This window comes from Clavibacter vidaverae (assembly GCF_047529985.1).
Classification (GTDB): domain Bacteria; phylum Actinomycetota; class Actinomycetes; order Actinomycetales; family Microbacteriaceae; genus Clavibacter; species Clavibacter nebraskensis_A.
This window is the reverse complement of sequence record NZ_JBLJAM010000002.1, coordinates 384,556-403,096: the sequence shown is the minus strand read 5'-3', so window position 1 is coordinate 403,096 and position 18,541 is coordinate 384,556. Positions and strand designations below refer to the sequence as shown.

The 18,541-nt window shown below is 74.5% G+C and carries 19 protein-coding genes; 12 read left to right on the top strand and 7 right to left on the bottom strand.

Annotation, left to right across the window (positions count from 1 at the left end; translation table 11 throughout):
• Nucleotide 1 precedes the first annotated feature (1 nt).
• Nucleotides 2-1,087 (bottom strand): GTP 3',8-cyclase MoaA, encoded by a 1,086-nt coding sequence (gene moaA, locus ACMT9T_RS14600; RefSeq protein ID WP_414746226.1) that lies wholly within the window; start codon nucleotides 1,085-1,087, stop codon nucleotides 2-4.
• Nucleotides 1,088-1,180: 93 nt separating this feature from the next.
• Between moaA and ACMT9T_RS14595 the strand changes: the two genes are divergently transcribed.
• From ACMT9T_RS14595 to ACMT9T_RS14580, 4 genes are read left to right on the top strand one after another with little or no spacing between them, the layout of a single operon-like run.
• Nucleotides 1,181-1,690 (top strand): TOBE domain-containing protein, encoded by a 510-nt coding sequence (locus tag ACMT9T_RS14595; protein WP_414746225.1) that lies wholly within the window; start codon nucleotides 1,181-1,183, stop codon nucleotides 1,688-1,690.
• Nucleotides 1,690-2,478, top strand: coding sequence for a molybdate ABC transporter substrate-binding protein (modA, locus tag ACMT9T_RS14590; RefSeq protein ID WP_414746407.1), 789 nt, complete (start codon nucleotides 1,690-1,692; stop codon nucleotides 2,476-2,478). The genes ACMT9T_RS14595 and modA overlap by 1 nt, the downstream gene beginning before the upstream one ends.
• The gene (locus tag ACMT9T_RS14585; RefSeq protein ID WP_414746224.1) at nucleotides 2,468-3,280 is read left to right on the top strand and encodes an ABC transporter permease; all 813 of its coding nucleotides are present in this window, start codon (nucleotides 2,468-2,470) and stop codon (nucleotides 3,278-3,280) included. Before modA ends, ACMT9T_RS14585 begins: the two co-directional genes overlap by 11 nt.
• Complete coding sequence (locus tag ACMT9T_RS14580; RefSeq protein ID WP_414746223.1) at nucleotides 3,277-4,368, top strand: ABC transporter ATP-binding protein; 1,092 nt, start codon at nucleotides 3,277-3,279, stop codon at nucleotides 4,366-4,368. Before ACMT9T_RS14585 ends, ACMT9T_RS14580 begins: the two co-directional genes overlap by 4 nt.
• Here the strand turns inward: ACMT9T_RS14580 and ACMT9T_RS14575 are convergent, their stop codons facing one another.
• Entirely contained in the window at nucleotides 4,369-5,817 is a 1,449-nt protein-coding gene (locus ACMT9T_RS14575; protein WP_414746222.1) for a glycosyltransferase 87 family protein, read from the bottom strand.
• A 78-nt stretch (nucleotides 5,818-5,895) separates the two neighbouring features.
• On the opposite strand from ACMT9T_RS14575, the gene ACMT9T_RS14570 reads away from it, so the two are divergent.
• Both ACMT9T_RS14570 and ACMT9T_RS14565 read left to right on the top strand, forming a co-directional pair.
• Nucleotides 5,896-7,128 (top strand): molybdopterin-dependent oxidoreductase, encoded by a 1,233-nt coding sequence (locus ACMT9T_RS14570; RefSeq protein WP_414746221.1) that lies wholly within the window; start codon nucleotides 5,896-5,898, stop codon nucleotides 7,126-7,128.
• On the top strand, nucleotides 7,128-7,628 hold the full coding sequence (locus tag ACMT9T_RS14565; RefSeq protein ID WP_414746220.1) for a hypothetical protein: 501 nt from the start codon (nucleotides 7,128-7,130) through the stop codon (nucleotides 7,626-7,628). Before ACMT9T_RS14570 ends, ACMT9T_RS14565 begins: the two co-directional genes overlap by 1 nt.
• On the opposite strand, the gene ACMT9T_RS14560 is transcribed toward ACMT9T_RS14565, so the two are convergent.
• From ACMT9T_RS14560 to ACMT9T_RS14550, 3 genes are read right to left on the bottom strand one after another with little or no spacing between them, the layout of a single operon-like run.
• Nucleotides 7,577-8,272, bottom strand: a complete 696-nt coding sequence (locus ACMT9T_RS14560) for a class I SAM-dependent methyltransferase (protein WP_414746219.1) — start codon at nucleotides 8,270-8,272, stop codon at nucleotides 7,577-7,579. The two genes, ACMT9T_RS14565 and ACMT9T_RS14560, sit on opposite strands and share 52 nt — an antisense overlap.
• Nucleotides 8,269-8,952, bottom strand: coding sequence for a TIGR04282 family arsenosugar biosynthesis glycosyltransferase (locus ACMT9T_RS14555; RefSeq protein ID WP_414746218.1), 684 nt, complete (start codon nucleotides 8,950-8,952; stop codon nucleotides 8,269-8,271). Before ACMT9T_RS14555 ends, ACMT9T_RS14560 begins: the two co-directional genes overlap by 4 nt.
• On the bottom strand, nucleotides 8,949-9,656 hold the full coding sequence (locus ACMT9T_RS14550) for a glycosyltransferase family 2 protein (protein WP_414746217.1): 708 nt from the start codon (nucleotides 9,654-9,656) through the stop codon (nucleotides 8,949-8,951). The genes ACMT9T_RS14555 and ACMT9T_RS14550 overlap by 4 nt, the downstream gene beginning before the upstream one ends.
• Before the next feature lie 118 nt (nucleotides 9,657-9,774).
• On the opposite strand from ACMT9T_RS14550, the gene ACMT9T_RS14545 reads away from it, so the two are divergent.
• The 4 genes from ACMT9T_RS14545 to ACMT9T_RS14530 all read left to right on the top strand — a co-directional run bounded on the left by ACMT9T_RS14545 (nucleotide 9,775) and on the right by ACMT9T_RS14530 (nucleotide 13,898).
• Nucleotides 9,775-10,638 carry a response regulator transcription factor gene (locus ACMT9T_RS14545; protein ID WP_414746216.1) on the top strand — a complete coding sequence of 288 codons (864 nt, stop codon included), beginning with the start codon at nucleotides 9,775-9,777 and terminating at the stop codon, nucleotides 10,636-10,638.
• Nucleotides 10,635-11,897 (top strand): sensor histidine kinase, encoded by a 1,263-nt coding sequence (locus ACMT9T_RS14540; RefSeq protein WP_414746215.1) that lies wholly within the window; start codon nucleotides 10,635-10,637, stop codon nucleotides 11,895-11,897. The genes ACMT9T_RS14545 and ACMT9T_RS14540 overlap by 4 nt, the downstream gene beginning before the upstream one ends.
• On the top strand, nucleotides 11,894-13,513 hold the full coding sequence (locus ACMT9T_RS14535) for a molybdopterin-dependent oxidoreductase (RefSeq protein ID WP_414746214.1): 1,620 nt from the start codon (nucleotides 11,894-11,896) through the stop codon (nucleotides 13,511-13,513). Before ACMT9T_RS14540 ends, ACMT9T_RS14535 begins: the two co-directional genes overlap by 4 nt.
• A 124-nt stretch (nucleotides 13,514-13,637) precedes the next feature.
• Nucleotides 13,638-13,898: a hypothetical protein gene (locus tag ACMT9T_RS14530; RefSeq protein WP_414746213.1), complete on the top strand. Its 261-nt coding sequence runs from the start codon at nucleotides 13,638-13,640 to the stop codon at nucleotides 13,896-13,898.
• A 77-nt stretch (nucleotides 13,899-13,975) separates the two neighbouring features.
• On the opposite strand, the gene ACMT9T_RS14525 is transcribed toward ACMT9T_RS14530, so the two are convergent.
• Nucleotides 13,976-14,659 carry a PadR family transcriptional regulator gene (locus ACMT9T_RS14525; protein ID WP_414746212.1) on the bottom strand — a complete coding sequence of 228 codons (684 nt, stop codon included), beginning with the start codon at nucleotides 14,657-14,659 and terminating at the stop codon, nucleotides 13,976-13,978.
• A gap of 267 nt (nucleotides 14,660-14,926) precedes the next feature.
• Here ACMT9T_RS14525 and ACMT9T_RS14520 point away from each other — a divergent pair, with 267 nt between their 5' ends.
• Nucleotides 14,927-15,616, top strand: a complete 690-nt coding sequence (locus ACMT9T_RS14520) for a hypothetical protein (protein WP_414746211.1) — start codon at nucleotides 14,927-14,929, stop codon at nucleotides 15,614-15,616.
• Between the two features lie 220 nt (nucleotides 15,617-15,836).
• Entirely contained in the window at nucleotides 15,837-17,054 is a 1,218-nt protein-coding gene (locus tag ACMT9T_RS14515; protein WP_414746210.1) for an Rv1352/Rv1906c domain-containing protein, read from the top strand.
• Nucleotides 17,055-17,148: 94 nt separating this feature from the next.
• Here the strand turns inward: ACMT9T_RS14515 and ACMT9T_RS14510 are convergent, their stop codons facing one another.
• Nucleotides 17,149-18,540, bottom strand: coding sequence for a hypothetical protein (locus tag ACMT9T_RS14510; RefSeq protein WP_414746209.1), 1,392 nt, complete (start codon nucleotides 18,538-18,540; stop codon nucleotides 17,149-17,151).
• Between the last annotated feature and the right edge of the window lies 1 nt (nucleotide 18,541).

Genomic DNA, 18,541 nt, shown 5'->3' with positions numbered 1-18,541 from the left:
GTCAGCCCCCGATCGCGCTCATCGAGCGGGCGGGCTGGATGAAGTCGGCGTCGTCCATACCGTGGCCCTTCGGCTTCGCCCACATGGCGCCGCGCCAGAGGTCGGCGATCTCGGCGTCGGACGCGCCCTGGCGCAGGGGCGCGAGCAGGTCGGTCTCCGTGTGCGAGAAGAGGCAGCTGCGCACGCCGCCGGTCGCGGTGAGGCGCGTGCGGCGGCAGTCGGCGCAGAACGGCTCGGTCACGCTCGCGATGACGCCGACGCGACCGAGCATCGCGGTGCCCGCCCCGCCCTCGCGGGAGTGCACGCGCCACAGCTCCGCGGGGGCGCCGTCGCGCGGCGCCTCGTCGGGCACGAGGGTGAAGCGCTCCGAGAGGCGCGCGCGGATCTCGGCAGCCGTGATCATCTCGTCGCGATCCCACGCGTGGTCGGCGTCGAGCGGCATCTGCTCGATGAAGCGCAGCTGGTGGCCGCCCGCCACCGCCCACTCGAGGAGGTCCGCCGCCTGGTCGTCGTTGACGCCGCGCACGAGCACCGCGTTGATCTTGATGGGCGCGAGCCCCGCGGCCGCGGCGGCGTCGATCCCGTCGAGCACGCGGTCGAGGAACGGGCGGCGCGTGATGAGGCGGAACGTCTCGGCGTGCACGGAGTCGAGGGAGACGTTGATCCGGTCGAGCCCCGCGTCCTTGAGGGCCTGCGCACGGGACGAGAGGCCGATCGCGTTGGTGGTGAGCGAGATCTCGGGCCGGTCGGGGAGCGCGGCGCACGCGGCGATGATCTCGATGAGGTCGCGGCGCAGCAGCGGCTCGCCGCCCGTGAAGCGCACCTGCCGCACGCCGAGGTCGCGCGTGCCGATGCGCACGAGCCGCTCGATCTCGGCGAGCTGCAGCGCCTGCCGGTCGGGCGTGAAGGGCAGGCCCTCGGCCGGCATGCAGTACGTGCAGCGCAGGTTGCAGCGGTCGGTGAGCGAGATGCGGAGGTCGGTCGCGCGGCGGCCGTACGGGTCGAGGAGCGCCGGGTCGTCGGGCCGGGCGGGTCCCGGCGCGGCGGCGGGACGCGGCATGGCCGGCATCCCCAGCGAGGTGCTCATGCGTCCAGGCTACGCGCGCGCCGGAGGGGGTCCGACGCCGGGCGGATCCGGAGCTTCGTCGCGCGCCGCGGGTGCGGTGCCTAGGATCGCAGCATGACGCAGAACAGGGACCGGAAGCCGTCGCGCGCCGCGGATGCCGAGGTGGCCGCCGCCTCGCCCGCGGGATCCCCCTTCCGCTACCGCGTGAGCGAGGCCGCCGCGCTCATCGGCGTGAGCGACGACACGCTCCGCCGGTGGGCCGACGCCGGCCGGCTCGACCTCGTGCGCGGCGAGGGGCGGCTGATCCAGGTGGACGGCGTGCAGCTCGCGCACCTCGCCACCGAGCTCGCGGCGGACGGGGCGCTCGCCGCATCCGGGGCCCGCCGCTCGCCGACCTCGGCGCGCAACCGCATGCCCGGCATCGTGACGCGCGTCGTGCGCGACGGGGTCATGGCGCAGGTGGAGATCCAGGCGGGGCCGTTCCGGATGGTGTCGCTCATCAGCCGCGAGGCCGCCGACGAGCTCGGCCTCGAGGTCGGGGCGCCCGCGGTCGCGACCGTGAAGGCCACCGACGTGGGCGTCGAGCTGCTCGCGCCGGAGTCGCTGACGGGCGGGCGGGCGTGATCCGCCGGGCGTCCGCGGTCGTCATCGCATCGCTCGCCGTCGGCCTCCTGGCCGGCTGCTCCGCGGGCGGATCCGCGCCCGCCGGCGTCCCCGATCCCGCCCCCGACTCCCTCGCCGGCACCCTCGTGGTGCAGGCCGCGGCATCGCTCACGGGCAGCATGGACGAGGTCGCCGCCGACTTCGAGGCCGCGCACCCGGGCATCGCCGTCACCGTCTCCTACGGCGGCAGCTCGACGCTCGCGCAGCAGATCGTGCAGGGCGCGCCCGCGGACGTGTTCGCCTCCGCGTCCACCGCCACGATGCAGACGGTCGTCGACGCGGGGGAGACGGCCGCGGATCCGCGGGTCTTCGCCCGCAACGCGCTCGAGATCGCCGTGCCGCCGGGGAACCCCGGCCACGTGACGGGGCTCGCCGACTTCGCCGACCCGTCGCGCACGCTCGCCCTCTGCGCGCCCGAGGTGCCGTGCGGCGCCGCCGCGGTGCAGGCGTTCGGGAAGGCGGGCGTCACGCCGCGGCCGGACTCGCTCGAGCAGGACGTCCGCGCCGCCCTCACGCGCGTCGAGCTCGGCGAGGTCGACGCGGCCGTCGTCTACGCGACCGACGTGCAGGCGGCGGGCGACCGCGTCGAGGGCGTGCCGCTGCCGGACGACGTGGACGTGACGACGGACGTCGTCGTCGCGCCGCTCGCCGCCTCCGCCTCTCCCGCGGCGGCCGCCGCCTTCGCCGACTACGTGACGGGCGACGCGGCCCGCGCCCGCTTCGAGGCCGCGGGGTTCCGTGCGCCGTGACGAGCGGGCCGACCGCGTTCCGCCGCTCCTCTGGATCCCGGCGGGCGTCGCCCTCGCGTTCCTCGTGCTGCCGCTCGCCGCGCTCGTGGTGCGCGCGCCGTGGGCGACGCTGGGGGAGCGGCTGGCGGATCCGGCCGTGGCGCGCGCCCTCGGCCTCTCGCTCGGCAGCGCCCTCGCCGCCACCGCCCTGAGCCTCGTGCTCGGGGTGCCGCTCGCGTTCGTGCTCGCGCGCTCGGCCGGCCGGCCGCCCGTGGTGCAGCGGATCCTCCGCGCGCTCGTGACGGTGCCGCTCGTGCTGCCGCCCGTGATCGGCGGCGTGGCGCTCCTCCTCCTGCTCGGCCGGCGCGGGCTCGTGGGCGGCCCGCTCGAGGCGCTCACCGGGATCACGATCCCGTTCACGACACCCGCCGTGGTGATCGCCGAGACGTTCGTGGCCATGCCGTTCCTCGTGCTCGCGGTGGAGGGGGCGCTGCGCGGCGCCGACCGCCGCTTCGAGGACGCCGCCGCGACCCTCGGCGCGAGCCGCTGGACCGTGCTCAGCCGGGTGACCCTGCCGCTCGTCGCGCCGGGGATCGGCGCTGGTGCGGTGCTCTGCTTCGCCCGCGCGCTCGGCGAGTTCGGTGCGACGCTCACGTTCGCGGGCAGCTTCCCGGGGGTGACCCAGACGATCCCGCTGTCGGCCTACCTGGCGCTGCAGACGGATCCCGACGCCGCCGTCGTGCTGAGCCTCGTGCTGCTCGCGGTGTCGGTCGTCGTGCTCGTCTCGCTGCGCGATCGGTGGACGTCCGGGGTGCACGCGTGAGCGCCGACGCGGCCGCCCGCGGGCTCGCGGCGCGGGTCGTCGTGGAGCGCCCGGCGTTCCGGCTCGACGTCGACCTCGGGGTGCCGGCCGGATCCGTGACGGCGGTCGTCGGCCCGAACGGCGCGGGGAAGTCGACGCTGCTCCGCGCGCTCTCCGGGCTCGTGCCGCTCACCGCGGGCCGGGTCGCGCTCGACGGCCGCGTGCTGGAACGCGCGGGCGGCGGCGAGCCGGCCGTGCGGATCCCCGCGGAGGGCCGCGGCATCGGCGTCGTCTTCCAGGACCACCTCCTCTTCCCGCACCTGTCGGCGCTCGGGAACGTGGCCTTCGGGCCGCGCGCGCACGGCGTCGCTCGCGCCGACGCCGAGGGCCGGGCGCGCGCCCTCCTCGACCGGCTCGGGATCGCGCACCTCGCCGACCGGCGGCCCGCCCGGCTGTCCGGCGGCCAGTCCCAGCGCGTCGCGCTCGCCCGCGCGCTCGTGCTCGAGCCGCCGCTGCTCCTCCTCGACGAGCCCATGGCCGCGCTCGACGCGGGCACGCGGCTCGACGTGCGCGACCTCCTCGCCGAGGAGCTCCGGCGCTTCGGCGGCGCGGCCGTGCTCGTGACGCACGACCCCGTGGACGCGCTGGCGCTCGCCGACCGGATCCACGTGCTCGAGGGAGGACGCCGGGTGCAGGAGGGCGCGCCCGCGGAGGTCGCGGCCCGGCCCGCGACCGCGTACGTCGCCCGGCTCGTGGGGATGAACCGCGTCGAGGGGCGGGATGCCGCGGGTGGCGCGGTCGTGCTCGTGGCCGCGCCACCCGACGTGACGCTGGCGCGGGGATCCGGCGCCGCCGACGCGAGAGAGGAGGCGCAGGCCGACGCGCGTCACGTCCGCCTGACCGGCGCCGTACGCCGCGTGGAGGCGTCGGCCGGCCGCGTGCGCGTGACGCTCCGCCTGGTCGGTGCCGCCGCGGGCGACGCGTCCGCGCCGGGCGACCTGATCCCGGACGAGGGCGCCGAGGTCACCGCCGAGCTCGACGCCGCCGCGTTCGCCGCGCTGCGACCGGCCGCCGGCGAGCGGCTGCGGGTGCGGATCCCGCGGAGCTGATCAGCGCGCCCCGGGACCGTCCGCGGGGACGCGCTCCCGGCCCAGCCGCCGCCGCACCGCCGCGGGCACGAGCCGCCGCCGACCGTCCGGCCCGAGGCGCACGAGCGAGCCGGCCACGACGATCACCACGGCCGTCACGAGCGCGATCTGCCAGGCCCAGATGTCCGGCGCGAACAGCCGCAGCGCGAGCGCGCCCACCACCGCGAACCACTCGCCGCGGCCCGTCATCGCGATGAACGGGATGAGCAGCAGCGCGTACCAGGAGTAGCGGGGGCTCACGGCGAGGAGCGTGACGCCGATCATGACGACCTGGCCGACCCACGGATCCGCCGGGTCCGTCTTCCACCAGACGAGGCCCGCGGTCACCGCGAGGATGAGCGCCACCACCGGCAGCCCGAACCCGTCGGGCACGACCAGCTCGACCAGCGGGAACGTGCCGCCCGACTCGTACCCCTCCTCCTGCAGGTAGCCGGGCAGGTAGCCCAGCACGCCTATGCCCGTGGTGATCACGTAGGGCACGTACAGCAGCGCGAAGGTGACGACGGCCGCCACGATGACCTTCCACGGCTGACGACGCAGCAGCGCCGGCGCCGCGATCACCGGGATGAGCTTCGTGGCGATGGCCGCGCCCATCGCGATGCCGCCGCGCCAGCGCCTGCCACCGGCCACGAGGATCGTCGCGCACAGCGCGAGGAGGGCGCCGAGCGCGTCCACGTGGGAGTTGGTGACGACCTCGCTCGCGACGAGCGGGCACCAGCCCCACAGCGCCGCCCACCACACCGGCTTGCCACGCCGCCGCAGGGCGCGCACGAGCAGCAGCGTCACGGCCAGGTGGATGAGGACGCCCGCGGCCTGGAACGCGACGTAGCCGACGTCGTCGGGCACGACCGCGCGCACGCCCGCGAAGAACATCTCGGCCGCCGGCGGGTAGATGGTCGGGACCTGCGGGCGGTTCAGCGCGGTGCACATGGGCGGGCCGCCGCCGTTCTCGTAGAGGCCGAGCAGGCGCCGGCCCTCGCAGCGCCACGTGCCGTCGTCGAGGAACACCGGCGCGGGGTACAACCACGCGGGACGGATGTCGCGGAGGTCCGGATCCGCGGGGGTGAAGAGGTACGGCGACGTGCCGTGCACCTGCACGATGCCGTCCCAGGCGTAGCGTGCGGAGTCGGTGCTCGTGTTCGGCGGTCCGGCCATGGCCGCGAGCGCGAGGATGAGGGAGCCGGCCACCACGATCAGCGGGGCATCCTCTCGCCTGACCTTCCGCACCAGGAGCACGGCCGCTCCGAAGAGCACCCAGAGCACGACGACGATCCAGAAGAACGGCGCGGCACCCTCGCGACGGAAGAACGCCTCGTCGTCGGCCTCGCCGAACAGATCGAACGCGAACACCGACCACCCGGTGAGCGCGGCCATGACGAGCAGGACGAAGGCGGTGAAGGCGGTGCGCACACCCCATTGTGTCGTCGCGCGGCCGGGCGTCCGCCGACCGGCCACGACCCGTCGCACCCCGGACGAAGGACGACACCCATGCGGACGCTGATGCACGAGGCCCGGCGGCGCCTGGCCTCGCCCGCGCGCACGACCCGGCTGGCGGTCGTCGTCGGACGGCTCCTCGGCCTCGCCTTCCTGGTGTGCTTCGCCACCGGGCTCTACAGCCACTTCCTCCAGGATCCGCTGCCGTGGATGCGCTTCCCGACCGCGCCCGTGTCGCTGTACCGGCTGACGCAGGGCATCCACATCACCGCGGGCATCGCGTGCGTGCCGCTGCTCCTCGCCAAGCTCTGGATCGTCTTCCCCGAGCTGCTCACGTACCCGCCCGTCACCGGGGTCGTCTCGTTCCTGGAGCGCGCGTCCATCGCCGTGTTCGTCGGGGCGTCGCTGCTCGAGGTCGCGATGGGGCTCGTCAACACGTTCCAGTGGGTGCCGTTCCCCTTCTACTTCCGGCAGACGCACTTCGCGCTGGCCTTCGTCGTGATCGGGTCGCTCGCGATCCACATCGGCGTCAAGCTGCCCGCCATCGCCGGGCACTGGCGGCGCGGGCAGGCGGACGAGTCGCCGATCGTCGTGGCGGACGCCGCGCCTGCCGCGCCCGCCACGCCCGACGCGCCCCGCGGCGTCACCGGCCGCGTGCTCGCGTGGATCGACGACACCCCTGTCGCGCCCGCCCCGGTCGCCCGCCGCGGCTTCCTCGTCGCGGTCGGCGCCTCCGTCGCCGCGGTCGTGGGGCTCACGGCCGGCCAGTCCTTCCGCTTCCTCGCGCCGTTCAACGCCTTCGGCCCGCGCGTGATGGGCACCGGCCCGCAGTCGCTGCCCGTCAACCGCACGGCCGAGGCCGCCGGCGTGACCGAGTCCGCCGTCGATCCCGCGTGGACCCTCACCGTCTCCGCCGGATCCGCGTCCCGCGCCTTCACGATGGACGACCTCCGCGGCATGGACCTCGTCACCGCGACGCTCCCCATCTCCTGCGTCGAGGGCTGGAGCCAGTCGGCGACGTGGCGCGGCGTCCGCCTCATGGACCTCATGGACGCCGTCGGCGCCGACGCGGGCGCACGCCTGCGCGTCACGAGCCTCGAGCAGAGCGGCGGGTTCCGGGCGACCGAGATGGGGCCCGAGTACGTGCGCGACCCGCTCACCCTCGTGGCGCTCGAGCTCGACGGCGCGCCCCTCGACATCCAGCACGGCTACCCGGCGCGCATGATCGCGCCCGGACGTCCCGGCGTGCTGCAGACCAAGTGGCTCTCGACCCTGGAGGTCATGTGATGACCGGCACCCGCATCCCCGCGCCCGGCGACGGAACGCGCGTGACGCGTGGCATGGTCGCCGCCCGGATCGCGCTCGTCGCGGTGGGCGTCGTCGGCCTCGCGTTCGGCGCGCGCACGCTGTTCGAGACCCAGCGCATGGACCAGGTGGTCGGCGTCGCCGTCTTCCTGCTCCTCGCGATCCTCGTGCACGACGCGATCCTGTCGCCCGTCGTCTTCGTCGCGGGCCTCCTGCTGCGCAAGGCCGGGCGGCGGCTGCCGCCGGGCGCGCTCGTGATCGTGCAGGCGGGCGTCATCGTCATGGGCGTGATCGCCGTCGTGGTCGTGCCGGAGATCCGGGCGCGCGCCATCGGGAACGAGAACCCGACGATCCTCATCGCCGACTACGCGCCGCGGCTCGCCCTCATGTGGGTCGCCACCGCGGTGGCGACGGCCGTCATCGCGTGGATCTACGCGCGGACGAGCCGGCAGAAGGACCGGCCCTCGGTCTCCCAGCACTGAGCGAGCGCGAGGCCGGCGTCGGCGGCCATGCGCGCGACGGCGTCACGGCCGACCTGCGCCCACGGGAACGGGTCGCTCGCGCGGCCCTGGCCGTCCTCGACGGTGCACTCGAACGTGCGGTCGCGGGCGGGATCCGGGTGCGTCTCCACCACGAGCGCGCCCTGGTCGTCGAGCAGCTCGCCGCAGCGCGCGAGGAGCGCGGCCGCGTCGCCGCCGATGCCGATGTTGCCGTCGAGGAGGAGCAGCGTGCCCCAGCCGCCCTCGCGGGGCAGGCGCTCGAAGACGGAGCGGTGGAGGACGGGCAGGCCCTGGCCGGCGGCCATCTCGACCACGGTGGGGGAGACGTCGATGCCGAGGGCGCCGAGGCCCGCGTCCATGGCCGCGCGGACCATGCGGCCCGGGCCGCAGCCGATGTCGAGGACGGGCCCGGCCGCGTCGGCGAGGAGGCTCGCGTCGACCGCGTCGGCGTCCGCGCTCCAGCGGCTGATGTCGATGACCTCCGCGTCGTCGTCCGCCGCGAGCGACAGGAAGAGGACCTCCCCGGAGTCGCGGAGCGCCCGCGCGTACGGCTCGCCGCCGCCCGATCCGAAGGTGCGGTCGCGTGTGGACACGTGGTCCTCGGGGCGGTCGACGGCCAGGCTCATGCGGGGTCCCTCTGCGGTGGTTCGGTCGATGCGGATCCGTCGCGCGGTCCCGCGGCGGTGTCCAGGGTTCGGAGCGCGGCGGCGAAGCGATGGGCGGGCGCGGCGGCGGCGGCCTCGCGCGCGTCGTCGACCGTGTCCACGTCGGTGAGCTCGGGCAGCATCGCGACGTCGAGCCCGGCGTCGATCAGGCGGGACAGCTGCACGGCGCCGGTGTCGTCGCGCGACATGGGCACGCCGCGCACGAGGGCGCCGTCGGGATCCCGCAGGCCCAGCGCCCAGAAGCCGCCGTCGTTCGCGGGGCCGAACCAGGCGTCCGGGCCGCGTGCCCCGTCGGCCCAGGAGTCGAGCACCGGGCGGAGGAGGTCGGCGGTGAGCTGCGGCGTGTCCATGCCGACGAGGAGGACGGGGCCGTCGAGGGCGTCGAACATGGCGGCGAGCCGCTCGTCGAGGTCGCCCGACACCTGCGGGATCACGTCGTAGCCGGCGGCCTCGGCGGGCGGGGTCGTGCCGTCGAAGAGGAGCACGCGGCGCTCGGGGGCGGCGTCGTCCACGGCGGCGAGCGTGTCGGCGAGGGCGGCGGACGCGAGCTCCGCGGCCTCCTCGAGCGTGAAGGGCGGGTGCAGGCGCGTCTTGACGCGGCCCGGGATGCACTCCTTGGCGATGACGACGACGGCGGTCACGCGGATCCTCCCGGGGTGCGGCCGGCGCCCGCTGCCGCCTGTCGCGCCTCGGCCAGCACGCGCGACATGTCGCGCACGGCCGTGACGGTCCCGCGCACGGTGCCGGTCACCTTGGACCGCCCCACGCGCGGCGCGTACGGCATGTCCACCTCCAGGATGCGCCACTTCGCGGCCGACGCGCGCAGCAGCATCTCCAGCGGATAGCCGCTGCGCCGGTCGAGGATCCCGAGGGCGAGCAGCTCCTCGCGCCGACCGCACCGCATGGGGCCGAGGTCGTGCAGCGGGACGCCCGTGATCCGCCGCAGCCGCCGGGCCAGCTCGAGGTTCGCGATCCGCGCGTGCAGCGGCCACGCGCCCCGCGCCGACGGGACGCGGCGGCCGAGCACGAGGTCGCGCTCGCCGTCGCGGACGGGGTCGACGACGCGGGGCAGCATCGCCGGATCCATCGACGCGTCGGCGTCGCAGAACGCGACGAGCGGCGCGGTCGCGGCCTCGAGCCCGGCGTGCGCCGCCGCACCGAAGCCGCGCCGCGACTCCGTGACCACGAGGGCGCCGTGCTCGCGCGCGACCTCGGCGGAGCGGTCGGTCGATCCGTTGTCGACGACGATCGCGCGGTACCCCTCGGGCAGCCGGCCGAGCACCCAGGGCAGGGCCGCCTCCTCGTCCAGGCAGGGCAGGACCACGTCCACGAGCGCTCGCATCATCCGTCGAGCCTAGGAGTCCGGGCCGAGCGCGTGCTCCGTGCGACCCGAGGGGTGACGGCTCCCTCGCAAGCCGGACACCCCGGGGCCCGCCCCAGGGACCGACGCATAGTCTGGCCGGGTGAGTCCCGCATCCGATCCCGCGCGCGCCGACGCCGGACGCCCCGAGCCCGCGCGTCCCGACCCGTCGCGCCCGGATCCGCTGCGCGGCCGCCGCATCCTCGTGGTCGAGGACGACCCCACCGTCAACGAGGTCGTGTGCCGCTACCTCAAGGCCTCCGGCTTCCAGGTGGAGACGGTCGCCGACGGCCTCGAGGCCGTGCGCGTCGCCACCGAGCGCATGCCCGACCTCGTGGTGCTCGACCGCATGCTGCCCGGGCTCGACGGCCTGGAGGTGTGCCGCCGGATCCGCGCCCACCACCCCGACTCGCCCGTCCCCGTCGTCATGCTCACCGCCCTCGGCCAGGGCGAGGACCGCGTCAACGGCCTCGACGCCGGCGCCGACGACTACCTCGCGAAGCCCTTCTCCCCGCGCGAGCTCGTGCTGCGCGTCCGCGCCGTCCTCCGCCGCACCGTGCCCGAGCCCCAGCCGGAGCCCGCGTTCGTCGCGGGCCCGTTCGTGCTCGACCTCGGCGCGCGCGAGATCCACCAGGCCGGGGTGATGCTGTCGCTAACCTCTCGCGAGTTCGACCTGCTCGCCTTCCTGCTGCGGAACCCGCGCCGCGTCTTCGGTCGCGACGACCTGCTCCGCTCCGTGTGGGGATGGGAGATCGGCGACCTCTCCACCGTGACCGTGCACGTGCGGCGCCTGCGGGAGAAGATCGAGGCGGATCCCGCGCACCCCGTGCTCCTCGGCACCGTCTGGGGCGTGGGCTACCGCTTCGACCCGGACGCGGCGACGCCCGCCGTGCCCGCGGCGGCCGCACTGGCGGAGCCCGCGCAGGCCGCCGTGCCCGCGGCCCCCGCCTCCGGCGACGACGCGTGAGCGGCCACGAGTTCCTCGTCGTCGTGCTGACGGCGCTCGTCTGCGCCGCGGTCGTCGGCCTCGGCGCCAGCGTCCTGCTGCGCCTGCTGCGCCGCCGCTCGCTCGTCCTCCAGATCTGCGTGGTCGCGCTCGCCGCCGTGATGTCGGTCGTGGGCGGCATGGTCGCCGTCACCGCGAGCATGCTCGTCGACGACGCGGGCCTCACCGCCTTCCTCTCCGTCGCCGCCGTCTCCGCGCTCGTCTCCCTCGTCATGGCCGCGATGCTCGGCATGACCCTCGTGCGCGGCAGCCGCGAGCTCGGCCGCTACGCCGCCTCCATGGGCGAGGAGGCCGCCGTCGAGCCCGGCCGCCCCACCAGCACCGAGTTCGCCCAGCTGGCCCGCGAGCTCAGCGCCGCCAACCGCCGCCTCGCCGACGCCCGCGACCGCATGGAGGCGCAGGAGCGCAGCCGCCGCGAGCTCATCGCGTGGATGTCGCACGACCTGCGGACGCCGCTCGCCGGGATCCGCGCCATGGCCGAGTCGCTCGAGGACGGCATGGTCGACGACGAGCACCGCTACTTCCGCCAGATCCGCGTGCAGGCCAACCGCCTCAACGGCATGGTCGACGACCTGTTCGAGCTGTCGCGGATCAACTCCGGCAGCCTCGAGCTCGCCGTCGAGCGCGTCTCCCTCTACGACGTCGTGAGCGACACCGTCGCCGAGCTGGGCCCGGTCGCGCAGGCCCGCCAGGTCGACCTGCGCGGAGTGACCGCGCACGACGACCTCGTGGTGCAGGGCGACCCGCGCGAGCTGTCCCGCGTCGTCGGCAACCTCGTGATGAACGCGATCCAGCAGTCGCTCCCGGGCGGCCGCATCGTGATCTCCGCGCACCGCGACTCGGGCAACCTCGCCGTCCTGTCCGTCGAGGACACCGCGGGCGGCATCCCCGAGGCCGACCTCCCGCGCGTGTTCGACGCGGGCTGGCGGTCCACCGGATCCCGCACGCCGCGCGCCTACGGCGGGAGCGCGACCGGCCGCGCCGTGCTCGGGCCCGACTTCCCGGAGCCCGCCACGGAGGCCGCGCCGCCGGATCCCGCCGTGCAGGCCGAGGGGACGCACGACGGCGGCTACGCGTCGGGCGGCGGCGGCGCGGGCCTCGGCCTCGCGATCGTCCGCGGCATCGTCCGCGCGCACGACGGCGACGTGACCGTGCAGAACATCGAGGGCGGCTGCCGCTTCGACGTCATCCTCCCGTACAGCAAGCCGGTCGCCACGTGACGCGCGCGGCCCTCCGCTGGTGGTCCGCGTTCCTGGGCGTCGTCGCGGCGCTGGCCGTGCTGGCCGTCGCCGAGATCGCGGCCGCCTTCGTCGCGCCCGCGGCGAGCCCGGTGCTCGCGGTCGGCGCGCTCGTCATCGACCTCGTGCCCGCGGGCGTCAAGGACGCCGTGATCGCCCTGTTCGGCACGGGCGACAAGGTCGCGCTCATCGTGGTGCTCGGGATCGTGGTGCTCGCCGCGTCCGCCCTCGCCGGGATCCTGCAGGTGCGCCGCCCGCCGCTCGGCGTGGTCGTGCTGGCCCTCTTCGCCGGGATCGCCGTGCTCGCGGCCACCACGCGCGCCGGGGCCACGGGCGCCGCGGCCATCCCCACCGTCGTCGGGATGCTCGCGGGCGTCTTCATCCTCCACCGCGGCGCCGACCGCCTCCGCGACTGGCGCGACGCCGCCGACCGCTCCGCCTCGCTCGCCGCGCAGACCGCCGAGCCCGTGCGCGGCATCGCCCGCCCGGCCGCGCGTGCCCCGCTCACCCCGGGCTCCGGCGGGCGCGTCGAGCGCCGCACCTTCCTCGTGATGACCGTGGTCGCGGGCGTCGCCTCCGTAGTCGCCGGATCCGTGGCCCGCGGCCTCAACGCCGCCGCCGCCCGCGTGGACGACTTCCGCCGCACCCTCGTCCTCCCGCGCGCCGCCTCGCCCGCCGCCGCGATCCCCGCATCCGCCGAGCTCGGGATCCCCGGCCTCGCGCCGTTCGTCACGCCGTCGGACGCCTTCTACCGCATCGACACCGCGCTGCAGGTGCCGTCGGTCGACGCCGCGTCCTGGCGCCTGCGGATCACCGGCATGGTCGAGGAGGAGGTCGAGATCTCGTTCGCCGAGCTGCTCGCCCTGCCGCTCGAGGAGCACGTGACCACGCTCACCTGCGTCTCCAACGAGGTCGGCGGGAACCTGATCGGCAACGCGCTGTGGCTCGGCTACCCGATCCGGCTGCTGCTCGAGCGCGCCCGCCCCACCGCGGGCGCCGACATGGTGCTCTCCACGAGCCAGGACGGCTGGACCGCGAGCACGCCGCTCGAGGCGCTCACGGATCCCGACCGCGCGTCGATCCTCGCCGTCGGCATGAACGGCGAGCCCCTGCCGCAGCAGCACGGCTTCCCCGTGCGGATGGTGGTGCCCGGCCTCTACGGCTACGTCTCGGCGACCAAGTGGGTCACCGAGCTCAAGGTCACGACCTTCGCCGAGGACGTCGCCTACTGGTCCACGCGCGGCTGGACGGAGCGCGGCCCCATCAAGACGGGCTCGCGCATCGACACCCCGAGGTCCGGCATGAAGGTGGACGCGGGTCGCGTCGCCGTCGCGGGCATGGCCTGGGCGCAGCACACGGGCATCCAGAAGGTGGAGGTGCGCGTCGACGAGGGCGACTGGGTCAAGGCGACGCTGGGCGACGGCGTGGGCACGGACACCTGGCGGCAGTGGTCGTACGCGTGGGACGCGACGAGCGGATCCCACCGCGTCGAGGTGCGCGCCACCGACACGACGGGCGCGACGCAGACCTCCGACGAGGCGCCGCCCGCCCCCGACGGCGCGACCGGCTGGCACGGGATCACCGTCAGCGTCGCCTGACCGGGGCCCTCCTCCCGGCGCTCGCGTCGTTCCCGGCGCGTCCGGGACAGCACGCGCGGAGGCGAGGCGCGTACCGTCGAGCTACGGCGCCACCGCGCCGCACCGACCAGCAGAGGAGAGCACCGTGAGCGACATCGAGAACCCCCGCGATCCCGCCGACCGCGACCTGGACGACACCGGCGTCGACGAGGAGGAGCTCGTCGGATCCGCCGACCGCGACGTGGAGGAGGCCATCGACGCCGAGCGCGTCGTGCCGCTCGACGACGACGCGGTCGCGACGGACGACGACGACTCCGACGGCGGCCTCGGCATCGACATCACCGAGTCCGACGGCCCCGACCTCGAGGCCGGCGACGACCTCGACACGGGAGCGGCGACCCGCTGATCCTCCCCGCACGCACGACGACGGCCCCCGCTGATGCGGGGGCCGTCGTCGTGCAGGGGCCCGGAGGCCGGCGCGGATCAGTCGGCGAGGATCGCGTACAGCGCGCGCCGCGTCTCGTCGAGCTTCGCCGCGGCGGCCTGGCGCTGGGCGTCGGTCGCGTCGTGCATGAGGGGCTTCACCACGCCCATGAGCTTCATGAGGCTCGTCTGGAACGCGTCCTCACCCTCGGACTTGTCGGTGGTGGCCGCCCAGGCGGCGTCGATCTCGTCCTTGTGCTCCTCGACGTGGGCGCGGCCCTGGTCGGTGAGCGAGTAGACGCTCTTGGCGCCCGTCTCGTCGGCGACGATGAGGTCCTCGTCGACGAGCTGCTGGAGCGTGGGGTACACGGATCCGGGGCTGGGCCGCCAGGCGCCCTCGGTCTTCGCGGCGATGCCGGTGATGAGGCCGTAGCCGTTCGAGGGCGCGTCGGCGAGGAGGGACAGGATCGCGAGGCGGACGTCGCCGCGGCGGGCGCGGCCCCGTCCGCCGCGTCCGCGACCCGGGCCGAAGCCGGGGCCGCCGAAGCCGCCCATGCCGGGGAAGCCCGGGAACCCGGGGAAGCCGGGGCCGCCCTCGCCGGGGCGGAAGCCGCGGGCGAGCGGGCGTCCCGGCATCATGCGCGGGTGGAAGCCGCCGTGGTGCTGCATGCGGGGCTCGTGGCGGTCGGCGGGGGAGCCGTGGTGGGGGGACGACAGGTGGTCGTCGTGGTCGTGGGTGCGCATGGTGCGCTCCTTCCGGTCGGGATGATGTCGGGGATCGCGGCGTGCTGTCGCGATGTAGCGACGATATATCGGCGACTGTCGGAAGTCAACACCCGCCCGTCGAGCCGGCATCGGCGGATCCGCATGGGCACGGGCCTCCACGCGCCGAACCTGGCGTTCCCCTGGGAAAGCGACACGGATCCCAACCCGTTCCGCCGTCGCGCCGAAGTCCCTGTGTCGCCCGGGGGTACCGGGCACATCCCCAGTCCACACAGCGAAGGAACTCCCATGCGCAACCTCACCAAGTCCGTCTTCGGCCTCGCCACCGCCGGCTTCCTCGTCGCCGGCCTCGCCGCGTGCTCCACCCCCGCCGAGAGCCCGTCCTCCTCGTCCGCCGCCCCGTCGGCGTCCGCGACGACCGAGGCGAACCCGACGCCGCTCGCGTCTGTCCCGACCCTGACCGGCGTCGACACGAAGGTCACCCTCGACTCCGGCTTCACCGGCGCCCTCACGACCCTGGGCCTGACCCCCGGCGTCATCGGCGGCGCGACTCTCGACGGCGCCACCGGCACCCTCGCGTTCCCCATCACCGGCGGCAACGTGAAGTACTTCGACCCCGAGCAGGACTACCGCCCCTACGTCCAGGGCGAGATCGACCACGCCGGCTCCGGCATCAGCCTCACCGCCGGCTCCACGGTCGTGAAGCTCACCGACTTCGTCATCGACCCCGGCACCAGCCGCCTCACCGGGTCGGTCCAGGTCGGCGACGGCGAGGTCATGAAGGACGTCTACATCTTCAACCTCGACGGCACGACCCTGAAGCCCCTCGCCATGGAGGGCGACAACGCCGTCCTCGAGGGCACCACCGTCAAGGTCAGCCCCGACGCCGCCGCCCTGCTGAACAGCACCTTCGGCACCGACACGGTCACCGACCAGCTCGTCGTCGGCATCGCCAAGATCACCGTCAACACCAAGTAGCACCCACCCGGCACAGCCGGGACGCACCACCTGCGCTCACAGCAGAACGCATCGACGGCCTCGTCTCCCTCCGGGGAGCCGGGGCCGTCGGCGCGTCCGGGGGCGAGTCTGAAGCGCGTCCTCAGATCTCGACCGCTCTCGCCACCGTCTATCACCAGCCCGCGAATGTGCCCCCGGACGGGGTCTGTCCGTCGGAGCGCGACACGTCCAGGCTGACGAGGTGACAGCGACTCCACCTGGATGGTTCCCCCATCAGACCGACCCCGACATCGAGGTCTTCTGGGATGGTTCGGCATGGACGGGAGAGCGACGGAGCACGCAACATCAGTCGCGTCCGAATCTTGAGCCGGACGCGCAGGCGTCGGCCGTCGGATCGACGCCGCCGGAGAGGTTGCGAGACGCCGAACAGCATGAATCGTCGGCTCCTGCGGCTGGCGCTGACAGGGACCCCGTCGGTCCTGGTCTCGCCTTCTTCCGCTCGGTTCGAGGGAGGTGGATCGTCGGTGGCCTCGCCTTCCTGCTTCTCCTCACGGCGATCGTCGTGCCCATCACCGTCGACGGCATCGAGACGCAGCAGAGGGAACAAGTCGCGGCCCGCGAGGCGCAGGTCCGCAATGCCCGCTTGGCCAACGACGCCCGGTCCGATGCGCTCGTGTCTCGCGACGAGACACTCGATGAGGTCCACGAATTCCTGCTCACGGACCTCAGCTACGCACCCGGCGACACGATTGCTGATCTGAACGACGCGACCGAGGAATTGGAGAGCGTCTCGGTCACGGACACCGATGCCATTAATTCGGCGGTGTCACGCGTGAAGAACGGCATGACGAACGTGGGAAAGCCGTACACCTGGTCCATGTCCTGTACTGACGCGGCCTACGAGAGCCATGAATTCCGCGACTTCCGTGCCGTATGGGCATCGACGTTGCCCCTCAGTCGTTGCGAGCCCGGTAGCAAGAGCGGCACGTTCTACACGGAGACGCAGAGAGCTGCGCTGGCATCAGGAGCGATCAGCAGTCTCGAGGGCAATGGCACCTTGCAGAGCATCTGCGCAGAGCTGGGTTTCGGCAGCTACGCAAGCATGGATCGCTACAGCACGAGCCAGGCCAAGGAGCTCACCGGTGCTCTTGCCGTCTGTCCAGACCACCCCGATGCGGGGGATGTCCGAGCACGCATCGACAGCTCTCTCGCCGAGGAGGCTGCCATCGCGGAGGGGCGCGTGTTCGGGGCGGGAGTGAAGCGCGTCGGTGAGGAGATCCAGCCGGGCACCTACGTCACGGAGGGAGAACTCGACGGCTGCTACTGGGAGCGGACGGACGCGGCCGGCGAGATCATCGACAACAACTTCATCGGCGGCGGTCTCCGGGCAGAGGTGGTCATCCGATCGGGTGACTACTCGTTCAGCTCCACCCGGTGCGGCAATTGGAGGAAGCAGTGATTCCAGGCGGTCTCCTCGTCTGAAGGTTGACGTGCAGGAGCTGAGAGGTCGAACGCCTGCATCGGGGATCTGGATCCGTCTCCATCGTGGCCCGTCAGCCGATCGTGACCTCGAAGCCGGCGACGCTGCGGGTCACCGTACCGGTGGCGAGCTCGACGAGGAGCGTGGTCACCGTCGTGTCGCGGGGGTTCCGCGGGTAGTCGTCGCTCGCGCCGCGCGCGGGATCCGGCACCGTCTCCAGCAGCGCGAAGCGGCCGTTCGGGGTGACGGAGAGTCCCGTGATGCGGGTCGCCGGATCCGCGGGCACGTACACGTCGCTCGCCCGCCCGTCGCGCACGACGACGAGGCGCTGGCTGGCGCGGCCGGTCGCAGGATCCAGCGCCGTGCGCACGCGGAGCACCGCGGCGTCGTCGCCGGGCACGAACGAGATGGCGCCGTCGTACTGGAGGTCGGCGCCGCCGGTCTCGGTGGGCAGCGTCGTCTGCTGGGCCGTGCGGAGGTCGATCTCGGTCGTCGAGCCCGGGTCCGTGACCGCGAGCCGCGTGCCGTCCGAGGAGAAGGGGCCGAGCGTGCCGTGGCGGCCGAGCGGGACGATGGGCGCGGATCCGTCGACCGTGACCAGGTAGAGGTCGCCGTCCTGCCCGTGCGCCACCAGCTGCGGGCGACCCGGCACGAAGCCCCACGCCTGCGCGCTCAGCTCCCGCCCGTCGAGGCCCACCACGGGCGTCGGGGCGGCCCCGGCGCCGACGTCGTCGACCATGAGCGTGTCGTCGTACTGCCCGCCGTCCGCGCTCGTGAAGCGGAAGCCGACCGTGGTGCCCGTGTCCGCGGCGTGCAGGTCCTGGAGCGTCCCGCGACCGGGGAGCGGCAGGTCGACCTGGCCGGATCCGTCGAGGGCCGCGATGACGAGGGCGTTCGAGCCGTCGTCCTGGAGGGTCGCCACGACGAGCGAGTCGCCGACGACCGCGTACTCCTGGATCTTCGTGGCCTGGAATACCACGTCGCTCGCGCCGTCGCCGGTGCCCGCGACGCTCTGCCGCACGATCCGGTCGGCCTGCTGCTCGCCGCCGCGGACGAGCACGTACATGCCGGGATCGCCCGTGCGGAACCCGGTGCGGAGGTCGGACGCGGGGCCGCCGCCGACGCCCTGCACGCCGTCGATCGAGACCGTGTAGTCGGCGTCGTACGCGAGAGGGCGCGCGAAGTCGAGGATGATCCGGTCGGCCTGCGTGTCCACGGTGAAGTCGGCGCCGGGCTCCATCCGGATGCGCGACACGTCGACGGGCTGGAGCGGCCGGTTCGCCGCGAGCACGAGCCGCTGGCGGGACTGCTGCACGACGGCGAGCGGATCCACGTCGGTGCGCACCAGCCGCGGCCCCTGGCTGCCGGCGACCACGAGCAGGACGCCGCAGACGAGCGCGAGCACCGTGATCACGGCGGTGAACGCCCGGCGGAAGGCGCGGGGGGAGGATGCGGCGTCGGTCACG